The organism is Dehalogenimonas sp. 4OHTPN (assembly GCF_040448695.1).
In the GTDB taxonomy this organism is placed as follows: Bacteria; Chloroflexota; Dehalococcoidia; order Dehalococcoidales; family Dehalococcoidaceae; genus Dehalogenimonas.
This window is the reverse complement of the sequence record NZ_CP159307.1, coordinates 941,372-961,222: the sequence shown is the minus strand read 5'-3', so window position 1 is coordinate 961,222 and position 19,851 is coordinate 941,372. Positions and strand designations below refer to the sequence as shown.

21 protein-coding genes are annotated in these 19,851 nt (G+C 58.1%); 7 read left to right on the top strand and 14 right to left on the bottom strand.

The window, feature by feature from the left end:
- Nucleotides 1–11: 11 nt before the first annotated feature.
- Nucleotides 12–350, bottom strand: coding sequence for a P-II family nitrogen regulator (locus tag ABV300_RS05045; protein WP_353713818.1), 339 nt, complete (start codon nucleotides 348–350; stop codon nucleotides 12–14).
- Entirely contained in the window at nucleotides 350–1,576 is a 1,227-nt protein-coding gene (locus ABV300_RS05040; protein ID WP_353715359.1) for an ammonium transporter, read from the bottom strand. The genes ABV300_RS05045 and ABV300_RS05040 overlap by 1 nt, the downstream gene beginning before the upstream one ends.
- Nucleotides 1,577–1,746: 170 nt before the next feature.
- On the opposite strand from ABV300_RS05040, the gene ABV300_RS05035 reads away from it, so the two are divergent.
- Nucleotides 1,747–2,610 (top strand): PrsW family glutamic-type intramembrane protease, encoded by an 864-nt coding sequence (locus tag ABV300_RS05035; RefSeq protein ID WP_353713817.1) that lies wholly within the window; start codon nucleotides 1,747–1,749, stop codon nucleotides 2,608–2,610.
- Between the two features lie 81 nt (nucleotides 2,611–2,691).
- Here ABV300_RS05035 and ABV300_RS05030 read toward each other — a convergent pair whose 3' ends face one another.
- From ABV300_RS05030 to ABV300_RS04980, 11 genes are all read right to left on the bottom strand, one after another.
- Complete coding sequence (locus ABV300_RS05030) at nucleotides 2,692–3,030, bottom strand: P-II family nitrogen regulator (RefSeq protein ID WP_058439401.1); 339 nt, start codon at nucleotides 3,028–3,030, stop codon at nucleotides 2,692–2,694.
- On the bottom strand, nucleotides 3,031–4,236 hold the full coding sequence (locus tag ABV300_RS05025; protein ID WP_353715358.1) for an ammonium transporter: 1,206 nt from the start codon (nucleotides 4,234–4,236) through the stop codon (nucleotides 3,031–3,033). It lies immediately after the preceding gene.
- 203 nt (nucleotides 4,237–4,439) lie between these two features.
- Nucleotides 4,440–5,102 (bottom strand): response regulator transcription factor, encoded by a 663-nt coding sequence (locus ABV300_RS05020; RefSeq protein WP_353713816.1) that lies wholly within the window; start codon nucleotides 5,100–5,102, stop codon nucleotides 4,440–4,442.
- 127 nt (nucleotides 5,103–5,229) lie between these two features.
- Nucleotides 5,230–5,994: a hypothetical protein gene (locus ABV300_RS05015; protein ID WP_353713815.1), complete on the bottom strand. Its 765-nt coding sequence runs from the start codon at nucleotides 5,992–5,994 to the stop codon at nucleotides 5,230–5,232.
- Nucleotide 5,995: 1 nt separating this feature from the next.
- Nucleotides 5,996–7,501 carry a glutamate synthase-related protein gene (locus tag ABV300_RS05010; protein WP_353713813.1) on the bottom strand — a complete coding sequence of 502 codons (1,506 nt, stop codon included), beginning with the start codon at nucleotides 7,499–7,501 and terminating at the stop codon, nucleotides 5,996–5,998.
- Between the two features lie 10 nt (nucleotides 7,502–7,511).
- Complete coding sequence (gene hisF, locus ABV300_RS05005) at nucleotides 7,512–8,270, bottom strand: imidazole glycerol phosphate synthase subunit HisF (protein WP_353713812.1); 759 nt, start codon at nucleotides 8,268–8,270, stop codon at nucleotides 7,512–7,514.
- A gap of 1 nt (nucleotide 8,271) precedes the next feature.
- On the bottom strand, nucleotides 8,272–9,414 hold the full coding sequence (locus ABV300_RS05000) for a glutamine amidotransferase family protein (protein WP_353713811.1): 1,143 nt from the start codon (nucleotides 9,412–9,414) through the stop codon (nucleotides 8,272–8,274).
- 68 nt (nucleotides 9,415–9,482) lie between these two features.
- Nucleotides 9,483–10,775: an FAD-dependent oxidoreductase gene (locus ABV300_RS04995; protein WP_353713810.1), complete on the bottom strand. Its 1,293-nt coding sequence runs from the start codon at nucleotides 10,773–10,775 to the stop codon at nucleotides 9,483–9,485.
- Nucleotides 10,775–11,389, bottom strand: coding sequence for an imidazole glycerol phosphate synthase subunit HisH (gene hisH, locus ABV300_RS04990; protein ID WP_353713809.1), 615 nt, complete (start codon nucleotides 11,387–11,389; stop codon nucleotides 10,775–10,777). The genes ABV300_RS04995 and hisH overlap by 1 nt, the downstream gene beginning before the upstream one ends.
- A gap of 7 nt (nucleotides 11,390–11,396) precedes the next feature.
- Nucleotides 11,397–11,861, bottom strand: coding sequence for a 4Fe-4S dicluster domain-containing protein (locus ABV300_RS04985; RefSeq protein WP_353713808.1), 465 nt, complete (start codon nucleotides 11,859–11,861; stop codon nucleotides 11,397–11,399).
- Between the two features lie 295 nt (nucleotides 11,862–12,156).
- Nucleotides 12,157–12,717: a manganese efflux pump MntP family protein gene (locus tag ABV300_RS04980; protein WP_353713807.1), complete on the bottom strand. Its 561-nt coding sequence runs from the start codon at nucleotides 12,715–12,717 to the stop codon at nucleotides 12,157–12,159.
- 310 nt (nucleotides 12,718–13,027) lie between these two features.
- Here ABV300_RS04980 and ABV300_RS04975 point away from each other — a divergent pair, with 310 nt between their 5' ends.
- From ABV300_RS04975 to ABV300_RS04950, 6 genes are all read left to right on the top strand, one after another.
- A complete protein-coding gene (locus ABV300_RS04975) occupies nucleotides 13,028–14,281 on the top strand; it encodes an SLC13 family permease (protein ID WP_353713806.1) in 1,254 nt (417 codons plus the stop codon).
- Nucleotide 14,282: 1 nt separating this feature from the next.
- On the top strand, nucleotides 14,283–15,704 hold the full coding sequence (locus ABV300_RS04970) for an MFS transporter (protein WP_353713805.1): 1,422 nt from the start codon (nucleotides 14,283–14,285) through the stop codon (nucleotides 15,702–15,704).
- A 101-nt stretch (nucleotides 15,705–15,805) separates the two neighbouring features.
- A complete protein-coding gene (locus tag ABV300_RS04965) occupies nucleotides 15,806–17,104 on the top strand; it encodes a KamA family radical SAM protein (protein WP_353713804.1) in 1,299 nt (432 codons plus the stop codon).
- Nucleotides 17,076–18,083: a D-alanine--D-alanine ligase gene (locus ABV300_RS04960; RefSeq protein WP_353713803.1), complete on the top strand. Its 1,008-nt coding sequence runs from the start codon at nucleotides 17,076–17,078 to the stop codon at nucleotides 18,081–18,083. Before ABV300_RS04965 ends, ABV300_RS04960 begins: the two co-directional genes overlap by 29 nt.
- The gene (locus tag ABV300_RS04955) at nucleotides 18,080–19,093 is read left to right on the top strand and encodes a hypothetical protein (protein ID WP_353713802.1); all 1,014 of its coding nucleotides are present in this window, start codon (nucleotides 18,080–18,082) and stop codon (nucleotides 19,091–19,093) included. The genes ABV300_RS04960 and ABV300_RS04955 overlap by 4 nt, the downstream gene beginning before the upstream one ends.
- Nucleotides 19,090–19,566 (top strand): GNAT family N-acetyltransferase, encoded by a 477-nt coding sequence (locus tag ABV300_RS04950; protein WP_353713801.1) that lies wholly within the window; start codon nucleotides 19,090–19,092, stop codon nucleotides 19,564–19,566. Before ABV300_RS04955 ends, ABV300_RS04950 begins: the two co-directional genes overlap by 4 nt.
- On the opposite strand, the gene ABV300_RS04945 is transcribed toward ABV300_RS04950, so the two are convergent.
- Nucleotides 19,563–19,841, bottom strand: a complete 279-nt coding sequence (locus ABV300_RS04945; RefSeq protein ID WP_353713800.1) for a hypothetical protein — start codon at nucleotides 19,839–19,841, stop codon at nucleotides 19,563–19,565. The two genes, ABV300_RS04950 and ABV300_RS04945, sit on opposite strands and share 4 nt — an antisense overlap.
- Nucleotides 19,842–19,851 lie beyond the last annotated feature (10 nt).

Genomic DNA, 19,851 nt, shown 5'->3' with positions numbered 1-19,851 from the left:
TCAAACCGCTGTCAAATTACCGCTTCGCCTGTTTCACCTGTTCTGATACGGTACGCTGCCTCAACCGGCATCACGAAAATCTTGCCGTCTCCGATTCTTCCGGTTTTAGCGGATTTCATGATCGCTTCAATCGCCAAATGGCAATCGTCATCATGACAAATAACCTCGACTTTCAGCTTGGGAAGAAAATCGACCCTGTATTCCCCAACCCGCCATTGCAGCGAAATGCCTTTTTGTTGGCCCCGGCCGGAAACCTCGGTCACCGTCATGCCGTGGATACCCATTTCTTCCAACGCTTTTTTAACAGCGTCCAGTTTCTCTTCGCGAATTACTGCTTCGATCTTTTTCATTACCTTATTCCTCCAAATGCCCGCTCGCCGTGCTGCGACAGGTCCAGGCCAACGACTTCTTCCATCTCTTTCACACGCAATCCGATAGTCGCGTTGATAATCTTGGCGATGATCCAGGTACCGCCGAAAGCGAACGCGCCGACTGATACTGTTCCAACCAGTTGCTTTCCCAGTAACGACAGCCCCCCTCCGAAAAGCAGGCCATCAGTTCCGGCAGGATTGACTGCCGCTGAGGCAAATATGCCAACTGCCAGAACCCCGAGAATGCCGCCGATGCCGTGAACCGCCATAACATCCAGGGAGTCATCAACCCCGAGTTTCATCTTGGCGATCATGGCGTAATAACAGACTATCGCGGCAATAATGCCAATGGCAGCGCCGTAGATCGGCGGAATAAAGCCGGCGCCCGGGGTAACCGCCGCCAGTCCGGCGACAGCGCCGGTAGCCACGCCAAGGAGAGTTGGCCTCCGCTGGTTCCAGGCCAGCAGCATCCAGGTGGTCGCTGCCGCTGCCCCCGCTGAGTTGGTGGCTACCAGAGCCGAAGAAGCCAGCCCTGAAGCGCCCAGTGCGCTGCCGGCGTTGAATCCAAACCAGCCGAACCATAATAACGCTGCGCCTATCATCACCAGCGGGATAGAGGAGGGTTCCATCGGTTCGTGTTTGAATCCGCGTCGGGCGCCTAACACCAGTACAAGCGCCAAGGCTGATAAACCGGCGTTGATGTGGACAACAATGCCGCCGGCGAAATCAAGCGCACCAAGTTTCAGCAGCCAGCCCCCGTCGCCCCAAACCCAATGGGCAACCGGAGCATATATCAGAGTCAGCCAGGCGACGGCGAACACCATTAGGGCCGAGAATTTAATCCGCTCGACCACAGCGCCCGTGATCAAAGCCACCGTTATGATAGCGAACATGCCCTGGAACATCATGAATGCCAGATGAGGAACGGTGGTGGCGTACACCCCCGAAGGTTCGGCTTCGACACCGGTTAGAAATACATGTTTCAAATTGCCGATGAGGCCGCCGATATCCGGGCCGAATGAGAGTGAGTAAGCGTAAACAACCCATAGAAGCCCAATGACTCCAAGCATGGCGAAGTTCATCATTAAAGTTGAAATAACGCTCTTCTTACGAACCATGCCTCCGTAAAATAGGGCAACCCCGGGTGTCATCAGCATCACCAGGGCTATTGAAACGAGGATCCATCCGGTATCGCCGGCGCTCACCATATCGAAACCTCCCTGCAACAATATGCGCTGGATTTTACTGCGGAAGTGTTTCCAACAGATTACACATGATTTCACCGGTCGAAAGAAGCCCCTGCCTTTTTATAAATGCCTTGCTGCGGGTTTTTCCTTCAAGATTAACCCTGTATAATTGTCGGCCAGAGGACGCTTTGATAAGTTCGTATATTTTCCGTAAAGCCTGGATCTGGATCCTGGTGGTGGGCGTATTGCTCTTCTTCGGCGCTAACGCTGCGTTGCGCTGGACGGGGAACCCGAATTTTTTCCCAACCGTCATCATGCTCGGCGCATTTATCGTGCCCCTGGCATACGTGGTCTTCTTTTATGAGCATGTTCGGGATCGTAATATACCGGTTCTTCTCCTGGGGGTTTGTTTCCTAGTCGGCGGGGCGCTGGGAATTATTGCCGCCGGCTTTCTGCATTACGCCGTTCTCCGAGAAGCTGACCTGCTCGGCTTGCTTAAGATAGGAATCATTGAGGAGTCCTCAAAACTGATTCTGCCCATATTGCTGTTTCTCGCCTGGCGTTTTCATCACCAGGCTGACGGCCTTCTCTTTGGTATCTCGGCCGGCATGGGTTTTGCTGCCTTAGAAACAATGGGCTACGGCCTGGCCGCCCTGATCGAAAGCCAGGGCGATCCGGCGGCGGTGGAACAAGTGTTACTTATCCGCGGTTTACTGTCTCCGGCGGGTCATGCCGCCTGGACAGGTATTGTTTGCGCCGTGCTTTGGGGCCAAAGAGTCAAATTCCGCAGCGTTACTGTTAATGCCAGGGTTTTGGGCGCCTTTGTATTGGCAGTCCTTCTACATACAGCCTGGAATGCTTTCAGCCTCTTCCGGCTGCCAGACGCACTGACCTACACTGGAATGATAACCGTTGGCGTTCTAAGCTTGGGTACGCTGCTGGCGCTTTACCATCAGGCCCGCCTCACACCGGCGATACCGGTGGCGCTGGAAAACCTGTTGGAACTGGCGGCTGAAGGTGACGAACAAGCAGCCCCTGCACCAGGAAGGTAGTCCGAAATATTAATAAGTGGACGGCTCGGTCTAACCACCGAGCCGTCCACCACCTATCTTTACCCGGACAGCACTAAGCGGTCAAATTACTGCTTGACCTGTCTCGCCGGTCCGGATGCGGTGGGCGGATTCTACCGGCAGGACGAAAATCTTTCCGTCGCCGATGCGTCCGGTCTTTGCCGCTTTCATGATGGCCTCGACGGCGGCGCCGCAATCATCGCCATGACAAACAATCTCTACCTTGAGCTTGGGCAGAAAATCCACCCGGTATTCGCCGACCCGCCACTGAAGCGGTATGCCTTTCTGTTGGCCTCTGCCCGATACCTCGGTAACCGTCATGCCGATGAGTCCCATTTCCTCCAGCGCCTTCTTTACGGCGTCCAGTCGTTCTTCGCGGATGATGGCTTCTATCTTTTTCATTTATTTTATCCCCCCGTAAGCACGCTCGCCGTGTTGTGAAAGGTCAAGACCGACTACCTCTTCAAGCTCTTTGACCCGCAGGCCCATGGTCTTATCCAGGATTTTGCCAATAGCAAGCGTGCCGATAAAAGAGTAGGCCATGACTGCCCCGACGGCGATAATCTGATTCCAGAGTTGTCCCAGGTTGCCAGCCAACGCTCCATCCACACCCCCGATAGCCGCGTTGGCGAAAATGCCAGTGGCCAAAGCGCCCCAAATGCCGCCAACGCCGTGCACCGACATGACGTCGAGCGAGTCATCGAAACCAATCTTGGCTTTGAAATTCATGGCGAAATAGCAAACAGCCGCGGCTACCGCGCCGATGGCGATAGCCGCCATGGGCGAGACGAACCCAGCCGCCGGGGTAATCGCCACCAGACCAGCCACGGCACCGGTCACCGCGCCAAGCAGGGTGGGTTTTCGGGTGCGCCATGACAGTAGGATCCAGACCAGGGCCGCCGCCGCCGCCGCAGTGTTGGTGGTAACGAAAGCGTTGGCTGCTCCGCCGTTAGCTCCCAAAGAACTACCGGCATTGAAGCCGAACCAGCCGAACCACAGCAAGGCTGCGCCGAGCATGACCATGGGAATATTGTTTGGCTCCATGGGTTCCCTGCCGAGACCTTTGCGGGCTCCGAGAAGGACTACCAGGGCCGCCGCTGAAACTCCGGCGTTGATGTGAACCACTGTGCCGCCGGCGAAATCCAGAGCACCGAGCTGCGCCAGCCAGCCGCCGCCCCAGACCCAGTGAGCAACCGGCCCGTAGATGAGCGCCAGCCAGGCGACGGCAAAAACCATCAAGGTTGAGAACTTGATCCGCTCCACTACCGCGCCGGTGATGAGAGCTACGGTTATAACGGCGAAAACGCCCTGGAACATCATGTAGAGCAAATCGGGGATGGAGTAACTGGTGGCTTCCATGCCGACGTCTTTTAGTCCCAGGAAGTCCAGACCGCCGACAAATCCGGCGATATCAGGGCCGAAAGCCAGGGTGTAACCGAAGACGACCCATAGGATGGAAACCAGGGCCAGCACGGCGAAACTCATCATCAGAGTTGAGATGAGGTTCTTTTTCCGCACCATTCCGCCGTAGAACAGGGCTACCCCGGGGGTCATCAGCATCACCAGGGCAGTTGAAACCAGAATCCAGGCTGTATCACCTGAGTTCAATGACATATACCTCCCTTCGTTTATTACTACCAGTCTACCAGCGCAGTATTAAGTGCTGATTTCGATGGTATTACGAAGGGATTAACAATATGTTTCGGATATGTTTCAGAAAAAACGGGCTTTGATATAAGTTCTGGTTGATTTAGTGTTAGTAAAAAGTATTGAAGTAACGATGGGGGCTGCAGCCGCTTGGATGGAGATAATTACAAATTTCGTTTAAAGCGGTATCCGATGTTTCTTACCGTTTCTACGTATATCTGGCCGAATTCTTCTATCTTTGAACGCAGGCGGCGGACATGGACGTCCACCGTTCGGTCGCCGCCAAAGTACTCGTACCCCCAGACTTTATTGAGAAGCACTTCACGAGAAAAAACTCGGCCTCGGTTGGTGGCAAGAAATTTTAACAGCTCATATTCTCGGAAAGTCAGATCTATAGGGGCGCCGGCTAAAGATACCTCACAGCGGGCGGTATCGATAATGAGATCGCCGGCGACGATGATGTCAGACGGTGGCGTAGCTTTAGCCCGGGCTGCGAGTTTCCGGATGCGGGTCAACAGTTCATCGACATCGAAAGGCTTCAACACGAAGTCGTCGACGTCATCCCGGGCGCCAAGTTCTGCCAAACGCTGGCGAAAAACGGCGGCAACCAGCATTGGTCCCTTGCTTTCGCCGGCGGTGTCCAGGGTCGGGATGTCATCTTCGGCGCCGACGTCGACGACCACCAGCCGCGCCGTGTGCTGGGCGGCCAGCTTCTCCGGTTCTTCGCCGGGAGGCATCAGCAGGCAAACATAACCCTCCCGGGACAGCCGGTTCTTCAGTTCCCGGGTTTTGTCGTTCTCCTCGGCCAGTATCAGGATGTTAAACAAAATTGAAATCCGAATATCGCAACACGAAGCAAATTCTAATCGCCAAAATTCTTGCGGTCAATGTATCTTAGTGCTTTGATACCCTCAATCCTATTTTTCGGATTTCGTGTTTCGCGCCCTCGGGCTTTTAGTAGGAGTACATCCGGCCGTAAGGCCGCAGGTATTTGGGATAGAGTTTCTGGAACGGCCGCCGCATGATGGCCTCAGCGTCGCGCTTGAAATGTTCGCAGTATTCGGCCACAAGTCCGCCAAGAATCTCCCGGTCATGCTCGTCGAGTTCCGCCACTCCGACCTCTTTGCCAAGCTGGTGTTGCTCTACCTCGCCCGATATGTAAATGACGCCTCCGTGGATGCCGGTACCAATGAAGTTGGCCTTGTGCTTTTGGCCTTCTTTAAGACCCAGGCCCAGGACCACCAGCACGCCGCCGGCCATGTACTCTCCCATAAAGTCCTGGCCGGTGTCGCCGACGACCATAACCGGCTTTTTGTCCTGATACTCCTTCATGTGGATGCCGGCACGATAGCCGACATAGTCGCGGATGAAGATTTTCCCGCCGCGGGCGGCCATGCCGCAGATATCTCCAGCGTGGCCGTGGATGATAATCTCACCAGCGTTCATGGTGTTGGCCATACAGTCCTGAGCGTTTCCAAACACCTCGATTCGCGAGCCGTTCATGAAGGCGCCCAGGTCATTGCCCGGGGTGCCGCAGATCTTAATGTCAACCGGCCGCGAAAGGTCGGAGGCGATATAGCGCTGTCCGCAGACATTTTGCAGCACGATCTGGTCGACGCCTTCATCGACCAGTTTACGTAGCCGGGCGTTCAAATCGCGGTAGTAGATGCCGGCGGTGTCAATCTTTACCATCCTGGGGGTCTCAACGGTTTCGGTCATGCTAGTCACCTGCCATCCTTACGCCGAGAATCTCGAGTTCTTTTTCATTGAGGCCGATGCCGCGAAGATGCAGCCGGTTGCCGCGCAGGCTTTCTATGGCGTTGACGCCCATGCCGCCCAGCATATCGTCAATCTCCAGCGCCCAACCCCGCAGCATATTGACCAGCCGCCGCGCCCCGAGTTCCGGGTTGATACGCTTGGTCAGTTTCAGGTCCGAGGTACAGATGCCCCAGGCGCATTTACCGGTGTAGCACTGTTGGCAAACGCGGCAGCCCAGAGCCACCAGCGCCGCGGTGCCGATGTTGACCGCGTCGGCGCCCAAAGCGATAGCCTTAGCCACGTCGCCGGAGGAACGGATGCCGCCGGAAATCACCAGCGAAGCCTGGTTGCGGATACCCTCGGCCCTAAGACGGGTATCAACCGAGGCCAGAGCCAGCTCTATGGGGATGCCGACATTGTCGCGGATCGCTTTGGGCGCGGCGCCGGTGGATCCCCGGATGCCGTCCAGGACGATGATATCCGCGCCGGCCCGGACCATGCCGGAGGCGATGGCCGCCGAGTTATGGACCGCGGCGATCTTGACCGAAATGGGCTTCTGGTAATTGGTCGCTTCCTTAAGGGCATAGATAAGCTGAGACAGGTCCTCGATGGAGTAGATATCGTGCTGCGGCGCCGGCGACAGGGCGTCGGTACCCTGGGGGATCATGCGTGTTAATGACACTTCAGCCGAAACCTTCTCACCCGGCAGATGACCGCCGATGCCCGGCTTGGCTCCCTGGCCGATCTTGATCTCGACGATACGACCGGTCTTCAAGTATTCCGAATAGACGCCGAAGCGGCCGGAGGCTACCTGAACGGTGGTATTATTGGCGTACTTGACCAGGCTGGGGTGCAGGCCGCCCTCGCCGGTGTTCCACATGGTGCCTATCTCGGCGGCGGCGCGGGCCAGCGACTGCTGGACGTTCAGGGACACGGCGCCGTAGCTCATGGCCGAAAACATCACCGGCACGTTGAGTTTAACCTGGGGCGCCAGCCGCGTCGCCAGGTTGCCGGTTGAAGGGTCGATTTCGATCCTGTCAGGCTTGCTGCCCAGGTAGGTCGTAAGCTCCATCGGCTCGCGCAGCGGGTCGATGGACGGGTTGGTCACCTGGGAGGCGTTCAACACCAGGTGATCCCAGTAGATGCGGTGGGGTTTGTCGGTGCCCATGCCGGTGAGCAGCATGCCGCCTTGTTCGGCCTGTTTCTGAATATCCTCAATATATTCCGGCTCCCAGCTGTAGTTCTCCCGATATTCCAGCGGGCTGCGGCGGATATTGATGGCTCCTGTAGGGCAAAACATAACGCAACGGTGGCAGCCGACACATTTGCCCGGGCGAACCTTGACCTCGTCGTCTTCGGCGTCCCAGTAGTGACTGTCGAAACTGCACTGGTTGACGCATACCTGGCACTTGATGCATTTGCTGGCGTCGCGCTCGACAATAAACCTGGCGGGTACTAACGTTCTCATAATTGGCTCCTTAGCGCCTGACGGCAATGCCCTTCTGGGCGAGATAGTCTTTGACCTGCGATATAGAATAAGTTCCGTAATGGAAAATGCTGGCGGCCAGGGCGGCGTCAGCCCGGCCGGAATCGAAGGCTTCAAAAATATGTTCCAGCGTCCCGGCGCCGCCGGAGGCGATAAGCGGAACCGGTACCGATTCCGAGATAGCCCGGTTGAGTTCGTTATCGTAGCCCTTTTTCTGCCCGTCGCTGTCAATGCTGGTAACCAGCAGTTCGCCGGCGCCCATCTCCGCCGCCTTTCTGGCCCAGGCAACGGCGTCCAACCCGGAAGCCTGGGTGGCGGAATGGGTACGCACCACCCACTTGCCGGCGCCGGCCTGCTTGGCATCAATGGCTACCACAATGCACTGGCTGCCGAATTTTAACGCCCCCTCGGTGATCAATTCCGGCCGAGCCACCGCGGCAGTGTTGATGGCTACCTTATCCGCGCCTGACAGCAGCATCTCCCGCATATCGGCGATAGTGCGTATGCCGCCCCCTACAGTCAGCGGCATGAAAACGTGTTTAGATAACTCGGCGATGATACCGGCCATGGTTTTCCGGCTTTCTACAGTTGCCGTTATGTCAAGGAAAGCCAGCTCGTCAGCCCCCTGTTCGTAGTAATACTTGGCCAGGGCTACCGGGTCGCCGGCGTCGCGCAGGTTGAGGAAACTCTGCCCCTTGACCACCCGCCCGCCCGTGACATCCAGGCAGGGTATGATGCGGCGGGTAAGCACCTTAAGCCACCCCTCCGGCGACGGCCTCTTTAGCGGTGCCGAGCGGGTGTTTGAGAGAACCGATGACCGGTTCGCCGCCCATCGGGATCCAGGCACGGTCCAGATCCGGGCAGATAAGACGAATGGCCGCTTCCTCGGAAGATAGATACAGCATGCTGCCCTTCTCGCCAACGGTCAGCGGCCGCAGCCGAATGCGGTCGGTCAGTCCGATCATTTCGCCCTCATGGGCCAGGATGATGGTGAACGGGCCGTTCATAAGTAACGATCCATAGACCTGGCGCAGTGCCCTTAAAAGCTCTTGCTCTCTGGCGGGGCGGCGCTCTATCTCACTCCACAGCGGCGGGGCAAAGATCTCGGCTACCAGTTCAATGGGGAGGTTATGTTTACGGACGAGTAAATCGACGGCATAGGCTACCACCTCGGTGTCGGTCTGTAACGTACAGTGATAGCCGAATTGCTCCAGGTAGCGGCGGTTGATGCCGTAAGAGGAGATTTCGCCGTTGTGAACTACCGTCCAGTCAAGAATGTTGAACGGGTGGGCGCCGCCCCACCAGCCTTTGGTGTTAGTCGGGAAACGGCCGTGGGCCGTCCAGAGGTAGCCGTTGTAGTTTTCCAAGCAGAAATATTCGGAAATCTCCTCGGGATAGCCTACGCCTTTGAAGGCGGCCATGTTCTTGCCGGAGGAGAAAACATAAGAGTCTTCGATGACAGAATTGATGTGCATGACTTTTTCGACCACGTAGTCGTCCGGGGACAGTTTCCCCTCCCGCAGGCTGCGGTCGGCGTCCAGGAAGTAGCGCCAGACCATCGGCGGGTTCTTGATGGCGGCTACCGGCCGGGTTGGCACCTCCTCGGAATGGTGGACGTTGAAATTCTCGTTGAGGAAAGCCTCGGTGCAATTCTTGCCTTCTTTAGAGTCGTACATGATGTGAAAGGCGTAATAATCCGGATACTGCGGATACAGGCCATAGACGGCGAAGCCGCCCCCCAGGCCGTTGCCGCGGTCGTGCATGTTGGCGATAGCCCGTGTTATGTCTCGCCCGGAGAAGCATTTGCCTGATGTGTCCATCATGCCGAAGATGGAGCAGGCGTCAATGACCTTGCCGTCCCCGAAGTAATTGCTAACTTTGGTTAAATTTTTCATTTTCGAAGTCTCCGATGTTTAGCCGTCAACGCTGTTTGTTTATTGCTTCTTGTATCTTGGTTATTGGTCTAGGCCTCGCCGACCTTGACCCGGCCGGCGGTGGCGCCGGTCAGTCGCTCCTCGATGACTTCCTTGGGCAGAAGGGCTAGGCCAAAGTCTTCGGCCAGAAGTTTTTTCTTGAATGCGGTAACCTGGATGCGGTCGCGCATCAGCCCGAAATAAACGCCCGCTTTGTCGATGTCTCCCAGGAAGATCATGCCCACCAGTTTGTCTTCGACGTTAATCACCAGCTTGCGGTAGGTGTCCTCGCTCTTCTTGACCATGACCTCGTAACCCTCCGGCGACGGCGGCGAAGCCATGCCGGCGGTGGCCATCTCCAGGCCAAAGTAATTCAAGGAGTTCATGGCGGTGCCTCCGCGGTAGCGCGTTGGCAATCCGGCCATGTTATAACCGGCAACCCGACCGCCGATATAAGCGTTAGGCCAAACCGGCGACAGCCTGCCCGCGCCGTATACGTAGTCGAAAGCTTCCGAGGCATCGCCGCAGGCATAGACATCCGGCACGCTGGTCATCATGTGATTGTCAACGACAATGCCGCGGTTGACGGTGATGCCGGCCCCCTGGGCCAGTTCAACCCTGGGAAAAACACCGACGGCGACGACGACCATATCGCAGACCATCTCGTGGCTGTCATCGTAAACCACGCCGGTTACCCGGTCTTCGCCCAGGATCTTAGCGACGGTGCGGCCGGTCATCATGTTGACGCCGTATTTTTTGATGGCATACTCGGCGATACGCCCGGCCGGCTCGTCGAGGATGGTGTTTAAGGGGTATGACTTCATCTCGACGACGGTGACCTTGACGCCGCGCTTGACCAGCGCCTCGGTGGCTGAAATGCCGATCAAGCCGCCGCCGATGACCACGGCGCGGCGGACATTGGGCAGGTACTCCTCGACCTTCTTGGCGTCGGCCAGGTTGATGAAATTGAAGATGCCGGCCTTGCCCATACCTTCCATCTTGGGTACGATGGGTTTGCCGCCGGTGGCCAGCAGCAGCCTGGCATAGCTGATCTCGGTGCCGTCGTCAAGCGTTACCGTTTTCGCGGCGGTATCCATCTTGTAGGCTTTGTGGCCCAGGACGACATCAATCCGGTTATTCTCGTAGAAACTGGCCGAGCGGATGCCCATGGTTTCCGGGGTATGCTCGCCGGAGACGAACTTGGAGATGAGCGGTCTGGAGTAGGCTGGATAGGGTTCTTCGCCGACGATGGTGATGATGCCTTCCTTGTCCACTTCGCGGATGGCTTCCGCGGCGCCGATACCCCCGGCCGAGTTGCCGATGATGAGATACTTCGTTTTCATCAGTTTCCCCTAATCGCTCTTTTCAGGAAATTATCATACATTTTAAGGCCTGCGGCGCCGGACTTTTCCGGATGGAATTGGGTTGCCATGGTGTTGCCGAAGGCCACGGCGCTGGCAAAAGTCAGACCGTAATCGGTGGCGCCGATGACGTTGGTATCGGATACTGGTTCGGCGTAATAGCTGTGGACAAAATAGAAAAAGGCACCGTCGGTGATACCGTCGAATAGGTAGTGCGGTTTCGCCTGGCGAACGTTGTTCCAGCCTATATGCGGCACCTTGACCCTGGATGGCAGCTTTTTAACCTTGCCCGGCAGCAGTCCCAGGCATTGGCAGCCGCCGCCCTCTTCTGTTTCCTCAAACAGTACCTGCAGCCCGACGCATACGGCTAAGAACGGCGTGCCCTTAATGATGATTTCCTTGATAGCTTGGTCAAGCCCGTGGGACTTGAGCGAGACTACCGTATCGGCGGCCGCGCCGACCCCAGGCAGTATGACCCCTTCGGCTGACATGACATCGCGAGGCGAACTGGTAACCCTGCCGTCGTAACCCAATAATGCGACGGCGTTAGCCACCGAGCGCAGGTTGCCGGCCCCGTAATCGATGATGGCGATCATGGTTTTGCTACTTCTCGGCGGCCGCCGTTTGGCCCTGAACTTCGATAAGGACTATTGCCTCATTGGGGCAATTGGCCACGCAGGCCGGGGTCTCCAGACCGGGGCAAAAGTCGCACTTCTTGACCACCTTGGTCGTCTTGTCCTTGACCAGGGCGCTGTTCGGGCATGAAACGACGCAGGTCCAGCAGCCGATGCACTTGTCCGGATCGGAGGTGACTACCCCGGTGACCGGATCTTTGGTCATGGCGCCGGTCAGGCAGGAATAGACGCACCACGGTTCGTCGCAGTGGCGGCAAGGCACAGAGAAGCTGGTCTCGTTCTGCCGCTCTACTTTAAGCCGCGGTACCGGCTTGGTGGTTTCCTTGCGGAAGGCCTTAAGTATGTCCTTTGAATTGGAGTGCTGGGTGGCGCAGTAGACGCGGCACAGGCCGCAGCCGATGCAGATTTCCTTCTTGATCTGAAGCTTCTTCACGTTCCACCTGCGGTGCCGAAAATACGGCAGTCATTTACCAAAGGGTAATTAAGATGATAACAAAGATATTATATCCTGTCAACGCTAATGTTTCAAACTTGTTTCCCGTTTTACAGGCGTAAATGTTGCGGAGGGGAACATCCGAGATATGTCTTGATGGTATTGTTATACGGCATTGCCGTCTATTTATTTGCCGTATTAATAAATGAAAGATGAGTACTTGGTACCGGTGCGTTATGTTAATTTGCCGAACAGCCTCGAGTGAGGATTTGGGGCATCTCTTGGTTTCTATTTTCTAAAATAAGCCTTCGATCAATACCTTAATGCCGATGCCGATAAGCACTAGCCCGCCGAAAAGCTCGGCGCGTTTGCCGGCGAGGTCACCCACCTGGCGGCCGATTCCGATGCCTATTAAAGTAACAACGAAGGCGGTTAGACCGACCACGGCGGCAGGTCCGAGAATGCCGGTCTCAACGAAAGCGAAAGTCAGCCCGGCCGCCAGCGAATCGATACTGGTGGCCACCGATAAACTAAGGAGGGCTTTTCCCCGGGAGATATCTACTACCTCGCATTCGGCTTCTTTCTCGAAGGATTCTTTAATCATCCGGACCCCGATAAAAGCCAGCAGGCCGAAAGCCAGCCAGTGGTCGAAGCTCTCGATAAGTTCAACCACGGTGTTGCCGGCCAGGAACCCGGCCAGGATCATGCCTGCCTGGAAAAAGCCGAAGGAGGCCGCTACCTTAAGTGCCTTGGTTCGGTCGAGGGCTGAGCCCATACTGATACTGCCGCAGACGGACACGGCAAAACAGTCGGCGGACAAGCCGAGGGCAATCAGGAATACGGCGAGGAAATCCATGGAATCACTAGTGTAACAGACCCTCCGGCAGGCGCTCAAATAGCTGTTGCAAGGGCCAAAGAATAGTGCTAATATCGTTTCCATCTGTCGGAGGAGGCCCCCGGCTGCCGGGGGTGACAGGTTTTGTGGTAACCGAGGAGTTAAGGCCAAAAGGATAAACGCCTCGCGCACTTGCCCCCCGTGGTAAGCAGCAACCGGAACCCTCCGCCGCCATACTGCCCCATCGGCGCTAAGCCGCAGACGCCATAGCCAGTCCGCTATTGAGAAGACGCCCCCGGGGCCGCCTTTTCATTCCCGACGCCGATTATTTATGCTCCCCAGCCTGGCCGTCTTCGGCCTCACCATTGCCGGAATCATCTTCCGGCCCTTCCGCTGCTCGGAGGCTTTCATCGCCTGCCTCGGCGCCGCAGCCATGGTCGTTCTGGGTATAATAAATCTCGGTGACGCCGCAGTTGCCGTCCCCAGCAGCTTGAACGTCCTGGGATTCTTCCTCGGCCTGATGGTAGTAGCCGCGGTCGCCGAAGCCGCCGGCCTGGTGGAAGCCGTCACCGAAAAAGCGGCCGTCTGGTCTGGTGGGAACGGCCGTAATCTCTTACTCATCGTCTTCGGTGTCGGCGTGATTATTACCAGCCTGCTGTCCAATGACGCCACGGCGCTGATGCTGACGCCGGTAGTCTTCCTTTTAACCCGGCGCCTCAACCTGGACCCTTTGCCTTATGTCTTCGCCTGCGCCTTCGTCGCCAACGCCGCCTCTTTCCTGCTGCCGGTGGCCAACCCGGTAAACCTGCTGGCCGTCGACGCCTTCGACCTGCGGCTCGGCGACTACCTGGCCCACCTTCTGCTGCCGGGACTGGTGGTCACCGGCGTAACCGCCGCTGTGTTCCTTTTAATCTTCCGCCGCGAGACCGGCCGGACGTTTGCCGTCCCCTCCCCTTCTACGGCCGGACGTCCGATGCTGCGGGCTGTCATCATGGTACTGGGCGGCATTATCGCCGGGTACATCGTTTTCTCCTTAAACGGCTGGCCGTTGTCGCTGCCGGTCCTGACCGGGGCTGGAACCCTGCTGGCAATCGGTTCGATTAAGCACATCCTGAAATGGCGGGAGCTGGCACATTCCATTTCGTGGTCAATTCTACCCTTCGTCGCCGCTCTGGCAGTGCTGGTCAAGGGGCTAGAAATCGGCGGCGCCACCGCGGCGCTGGCTGGTCTTTTCGACGGACTCTTGGGCAGCGGCGGACTGGCGGCCGGTCTGGCCACCTCAATTTCCACCGCCGCCGCCTCAAATGTCATAAACAACTGGCCGGCGATGATGATTTCAGTAACCACCCTTTCCGGCGCCCCCGAGGCCGTAGCTCAGAACCCCGGCCTGCCATACCAGGCAATCCTCGGCGGCGCTCTTGGTCCCAACATCGCCGTCGTGGGCTCTCTTTCTTCGATGCTGTGGCTGGTACTGCTGCGCCGCCGCGGTCTGTACATTAGCGCCGGAGCATTTTTCAAGCTGGGACTCCTGGTCACACCGGCGGCTCTCCTTTTAGGCAGCCTGACGTTATACCTCCTGTCCTAATATGAAACAGTATTCGCCCGACCCCGCCGTAAATAAAAGCCTGCGCTATTCGGTGCTCGACGGCGCCGCCTACAACGCCATGCTGGGGCTGACTCAGGACTTCATGGCGCCCTTCGCCCTGGCGCTGAAGGCCTCCACCGCCCAGATCGGCCTGCTCTCCAGTCTGCCCAATCTGGCGCTGGCGCTGTCGCAGTTGGGCGCCCCCTTCATCTCCGAACGGCTGCGCAGCCGCAAGAGCCTCTTGGTGCCGCTGGCTCTGGCCCAGGCGGCGTTGTGGCTGCCGCTCTTCCTGATGCCCCAGTTCTTCCAGGGCGCCGCGGTGTGGTGGCTTATCGGCCTGTTCACCCTGGGCAGCGTGCTGGGGGCGCTGGGCAATCCGGCCTGGGGCGGCATGATGGCCGACCTGGTACCCGCCGGCCTGCGCGGGCGTTACTTCGGCTGGCGCAACAAAATCGGCGGCATGACCCTCCTAGCCTGTTTCATCCTGGGCGGCGCGGCCCTCCAGTTGTCCTCCCACCAGGCGATGTTCGGCTTCGGTCTGCTCTTCGGTGGGGCTGTCTGCTTCCGTCTGGCTTCGGCATTCTTCCTTTCCCGGATGCAGGAACCGCCGCCCCGCCGCTGTACCGAGCCGTGGCGGCCGCTGCGCGAGATTAAAAACATCTCCGGCACGCGGGCCGGCCGCTTCAGCCTGTTTGTTGCCGCAATGATGCTGTCCACCCACCTGGCCGGACCGTTCTTCGCTGTCTACATGCTTCGGGAGCTGGGCTTCAGCTACTGGACCTTTGTTGTCGTCACCGCCGCCGCGGCAGTGGCCAATTTCCTGTTCATGGGCTTCTGGGGCCGCCTGGCCGACCGGATCGGTCATATTAAAATTGTGCGCTTGACCGCCTGGATGGTACCCCTGAACCCCATCTTATGGCTGGGCGGTCAGTCGCTGCCTTACCTGCTGGTTATCCAGGTCTTCTCCGGGTTCTCTTGGAGCGGCTTTAACCTGGCCGCGCCGAATTTCCTTTTCGAAGCCTCGGCGCCGGAGCGCCGGACCCGGGCTATCGCTATCTACAACGCTGTTTCCGGCCTGGCTATCTGTACCGGCGCGCTGTTGGGCGGCCTCATCGCCCCGCGGATGCCGGAATTTTTCGGCCACGGCTTCCTGACGCTATTCCTGCTGTCCGGACTGGCACGGGCTCTAGCCACGGCGCTGCTCATGCCGCGCGTTGACGGTACCAAAGCCGCCGATTTCAAGCTTTCACTGTCTCCTTCCCAGCCTTTTCCGCTCCCGCCGAGGCTGGTGCCGGCCGAGTTGCGGCTAATCGAGCTTAAGCCGGCATTTCAATCGGCTGCCGCCCCGGCCTCGCCTGCCGCCGTCGGTCAACCTTTCGAGGTCAAACGGCCGCCGGAGCCATACCCGCCCTGGCCGCCTTAAAAATATTTTCATTCTAAAGCTGGCCCAAAGCTAGGGAAATATTGACGCCGTTTGCAGGTTTGCTACAATTAATGCTATTCAAATACCCGAGGAGAAAAAAGGTGACCGAAGAATCTCTGATTGCCGAAGACAAGGCTGAACCCCCCTCGTGCTCGTCCGAAGCTGACGAACCTCCCCTTAACCCTTCTCTTTTCCGCCGCAAGTTTTACCCCGATGTCAGCGACGCCCAGTGGAACGACTGGCGCTGGCATTTCCGGAACCGCATCACCGCCATAGAAGACCTTTCCCGGTTTATTCCTCTTTCCGTCAAAGAACGTACCCGCCTCAAACTCGTATCGGCGCGTTTTCCGCTGGCTGTCACCCCTTATTACCTGTCGCTCATGGACCTGGACGACCCATGTGACCCAGTTCGCCTCCAGGCCGTGCCCTCTAGTCTGGAGATGGCCTCCGGCGCCGGTCATGAAGACCCGCTGGCTGAGGAGCGTGACTCTGTGGTGCCCGGCCTGGTGCACCGCTACCCGGACCGGGTGCTCATGGTGTTAACCGATATCTGCGCCATGCTCTGCCGCCACTGCACCCGCAAGCGTGAATGGCAACACGGCGGCTGGATTCATACCCCGGCCGAGATCGAACGGATGCTGGACTATATCCGCCGGACCCCCCAGGTGCGCGATGTCATCATCTCCGGCGGCGACCCGCTGACCCTATCCACGCCGCAGCTTGAGAAAGTACTCTCGGCTTTGCGGCAGATCCCGCATGTCGAGATCATCCGCATCGGCACCCGCTTCCCGGTGGTATTGCCCCAGCGTATAGATGGAGAGCTTTGCGCCATGCTGTCCAAGTACGGCCCTATCTGGCTCAACACCCATTTCAACCACCCGAACGAGATTACGCCCGAGGCCGCTGGAGCCTGCGACCGGCTTCTCCGCGCCGGCGTCCAGGTCAATAACCAGAGCGTCCTCCTGCGCGGCGTCAACGATACCGTCGATACCCAGTTGAAGCTGTGCCACGGACTCCTCAAGGCCAAGGTGCGCCCCTACTACCTTTTCCAGTGCGACCAGGTCCAGGGCACGGAATACTTCTGGACGCCGGTGGAAGTCGGCCTGCGCATCATCGAAGGCATGCGCGGCCACACTTCCGGCCTGGCCATCCCCAATTATGTCATCGACCTGCCGGACGGCCGCGGCAAGATACCGCTGACGCCGAACTATGTCCTCACCCGTTCCGACCATGAGCTGGTGGTTCGTAACTATGAAGGGCATATCAGTCATTTTCCTAATCCCAAACCCGCGCCGGTACCCCGAAGACCGAAGGTTGGAATTACGGCGCCGCCGCAGCTTCCGCTTGGCTGGACCGTCACTGAGGTAAAGAATGAAGATAGGGCTGGCGTACGACCTTAAACAATCCATCGCCGCCGACCCGGATGCCCCTGCCGACGCCCTTGAAGAATATGATTCCGCCGAAACGGTGAGTCTCATTTCAGCGGCCATTGAGGCGTCGGGTCATTCTCCGGTGTTGCTCGGCGGCGGCAAGCAATTCCTGTTAAGCGTCCTCCGGGAACCGATAGACTTCGTCTTCAACATCGCTGAAGGAAGAGGCGCCTATCGTTCGCGTGAAGCGCAGGTTCCGTCGGTGCTGGAGATGCTCGGTATTCCCTACACCGGCGCCGATCCGCAGACGCTTTCAATCGCCCTCGACAAGCCGTTGACCAAGCAAATCGTTCAGGCTGCCGGCGTGACCACCCCCGCCTGGCGCTTTTTCGATGCCCCGGGTCAAGCCCGGTCGGCGGACTGGCACGGATTCCGCTTCCCGGCTTTCGTCAAGCCAGCCTTCGAGGGTTCCAGCAAAGGTATCCGCCTGACTTCGCTGGCCGCTGATCCGGCCGAGGTCGCCGACCATGCAGAGGCGTTATTCAAGAACTACGGTTCTCCGGTCATCGCCGAAGAGTTCATTGACGGCGACGAGGTGACCTGTGGCATCATCGGCAATATTGCCTCCGCCTCACCGCCACTGGTGATGCCGATGCGGATTTTACCCCGGCGCAAAGACGGCCCTTTCATCTATTCCCTGGAAGTCAAGCGTGACTACCGGAACCTCGTTGATTACGAATACCCGGCCAGGCTGCCGGCGGAAGTGATCGACCGCATCAAATCCCAGGCGCTGGCCGTTTTCCGCACCCTCGGCTGCCGTGACTTCACCCGCATGGATTTCCGCATCGCCGCTGACGGCACGCCGCATTTCTTGGAAGTCAATCCTCTCCCGGGCTTATCGCTCGACAGCGACCTTTTCATCATCGCGACCGCGATGGGGTGGAGCCACCCGATGATGATCAGGTCCATCCTTGCCGCCGCCATCAGCCGGTATCCCGGGCTCCGATGAACCGTTCCGGACCGTTGCGGGTTGCCTTGATCTTTAATGCGCCGGTGCCGTCGCTTTATGACGCCCGCGGCGAATCTAAAGCTGAGACCGGCGTTATGGACGCCGTAGCCGCAATCGCCCAGGCGCTAACCAGCCTCGAGCACGACTGGAGTAAATACCCCTTGCCGCCCCCGGTCAAGCGGGCCGAACAAATACTGGCATCGATTCAAGCTGATGTCATTTTCAATTTGTTCGAAGGGTTCGCCGGCATGCCGGAGACGGAAGCGGCCGTCGCCGCCTACCTTGAAGCTTCAGGGATACCGTTCACCGGTTCGCCGTCAGCCGCCCTGGCGTTGACGCTCGATAAATCGGCTGCCGCCGCTGTTCTGCGCAGGGCCGGGGTTCCAACGCCTATCCAGCAATTATGCGATGGCAAGGACTTCTCGGATTTCAGGCTGGATTTTCCCTGCATCGTCAAACCCCGTTCCGATGACGCTTCGCATGGCTTATCGGAAACCAGTGTGGTGTTTGATCTTCCAGCTTTAATAACCGAAGTGAAATCGATGGTGGAAAAATACGATGGTTTGCCGGCTCTGGTTGAGGAGTTCCTCCCGGGCCGTGAATTCAACGCCACGGTTTTCGGTGCCTCCAGCCGGGATGTCTTACCAATTTCGGAAATTGTATATACGCTGCCCAAAGGCTTGCCCCGGATCCTCACATTCGCCGCTAAATGGGAACCCCGGAGTGCGTATTTTCAAAATACAAACGTCCAGTGTCCCGCGGATATTGACCCTGTACTGGCGGCCGCACTCCAAAAAACCGCCCTGGCAGCAAGCTCCGCTGCCGGTTGCCGCGGTTATGCCCGGGTGGATATGCGGCTCGATGCCTCGGGCCGTCCGGTGGTCATTGAGGTCAACGCCAACCCGGACCTGTCCCCCGACGCCGGAACGGCACGCCAGGCCGGCGCTGCGGGGACAGGCTATCAGAGCATGATTGAAAAAATCATCGGTTTCGCTCTGGAGGCAAGATGATCGTTTACAGGGACATCGTCCCGGGTGACCTGCCGGCCCTTGAGTCCATGCTCCGCCGGATTTCGGAATTCGCCCCTGATGAGCTGCCGGTGGCCAACGAAGTGCTTGAAGGCTCAGTCTCGAACCCGGCAGGTTCAGGTTACTATACCGTCGTCGCCGAAGTGGATGGCCGTCCCGTCGGCTATGCGACCTACGGCAGTACCCCGCTTTCCCGCGGTAACTGGGAAATCTACTGGGCGGCCGTGGACCCGGAAACCCAGGGCCGCGGCATTGGGCGGGAATTGATGCGCCGTTGCGAGACAGCCGTTAAACAGCGCGGCGGCTGGCAGATCACGCTTGAAACATCTTCCACACCGCAATACGCCCGGACAAGGCGTTTCCACGCCAGCTGCGGGTATACCGAGATAGCCCGTATCCCCGACTTTTACGACCGCGGCGATGACCTGGTCATATTCTACAAAAAGCTCGGCTAAGTCAATTCCCGGCGGCAATAAAAAACAGCATCGCCGGCATTAAGACTGCAATCAGCGCAGAGGCACTCTTCAGGCTCCGAGCCTGCAGCATCGGTTGGGTGGTGCGGCCGTCGGCAATAAAGCCCGGGAAATGCCTCATCGAATAAAGCCCCGACCAGCTCTCTCAAACGGCTGCTGTTGCAGCCGCGCCGCCGCCCGGAGTCGCATTCACCGCAGCGGCAGGCCATCATCTGTTCATCGCGCGGTTCATCTTGCCGGTTTCCCGGTGTAACCAATTCAGTTGTC

What these genes read in the sequence shown, in the direction of transcription:
- ABV300_RS05045 (WP_353713818.1), bottom strand. Translation starts at nt 350, where the DNA reads ATGAAAAAGATCGAAGCAGTAATTCGCGAAGAGAAACTGGACGCTGTT.
- ABV300_RS05030 (WP_058439401.1), bottom strand. Translation starts at nt 3,030, where the DNA reads ATGAAAAAGATAGAAGCCATCATCCGCGAAGAACGACTGGACGCCGTA.
- ABV300_RS05015 (WP_353713815.1), bottom strand. Translation starts at nt 5,994, where the DNA reads ATGACCGAAACCGTTGAGACCCCCAGGATGGTAAAGATTGACACCGCC.
- ABV300_RS05010 (WP_353713813.1), bottom strand. Translation starts at nt 7,501, where the DNA reads ATGAGAACGTTAGTACCCGCCAGGTTTATTGTCGAGCGCGACGCCAGC.
- ABV300_RS05000 (WP_353713811.1), bottom strand. Translation starts at nt 9,414, where the DNA reads ATGAAAAATTTAACCAAAGTTAGCAATTACTTCGGGGACGGCAAGGTC.
- ABV300_RS04995 (WP_353713810.1), bottom strand. Translation starts at nt 10,775, where the DNA reads ATGAAAACGAAGTATCTCATCATCGGCAACTCGGCCGGGGGTATCGGC.
- hisH (WP_353713809.1), bottom strand. Translation starts at nt 11,389, where the DNA reads ATGATCGCCATCATCGATTACGGGGCCGGCAACCTGCGCTCGGTGGCT.
- ABV300_RS04980 (WP_353713807.1), bottom strand. Translation starts at nt 12,717, where the DNA reads ATGGATTTCCTCGCCGTATTCCTGATTGCCCTCGGCTTGTCCGCCGAC.
- ABV300_RS04975 (WP_353713806.1), top strand. Translation starts at nt 13,028, where the DNA reads ATGCTCCCCAGCCTGGCCGTCTTCGGCCTCACCATTGCCGGAATCATC.
- ABV300_RS04970 (WP_353713805.1), top strand. Translation starts at nt 14,283, where the DNA reads ATGAAACAGTATTCGCCCGACCCCGCCGTAAATAAAAGCCTGCGCTAT.
- ABV300_RS04960 (WP_353713803.1), top strand. Translation starts at nt 17,076, where the DNA reads ATGAAGATAGGGCTGGCGTACGACCTTAAACAATCCATCGCCGCCGAC.
- ABV300_RS04955 (WP_353713802.1), top strand. Translation starts at nt 18,080, where the DNA reads ATGAACCGTTCCGGACCGTTGCGGGTTGCCTTGATCTTTAATGCGCCG.
- ABV300_RS04950 (WP_353713801.1), top strand. Translation starts at nt 19,090, where the DNA reads ATGATCGTTTACAGGGACATCGTCCCGGGTGACCTGCCGGCCCTTGAG.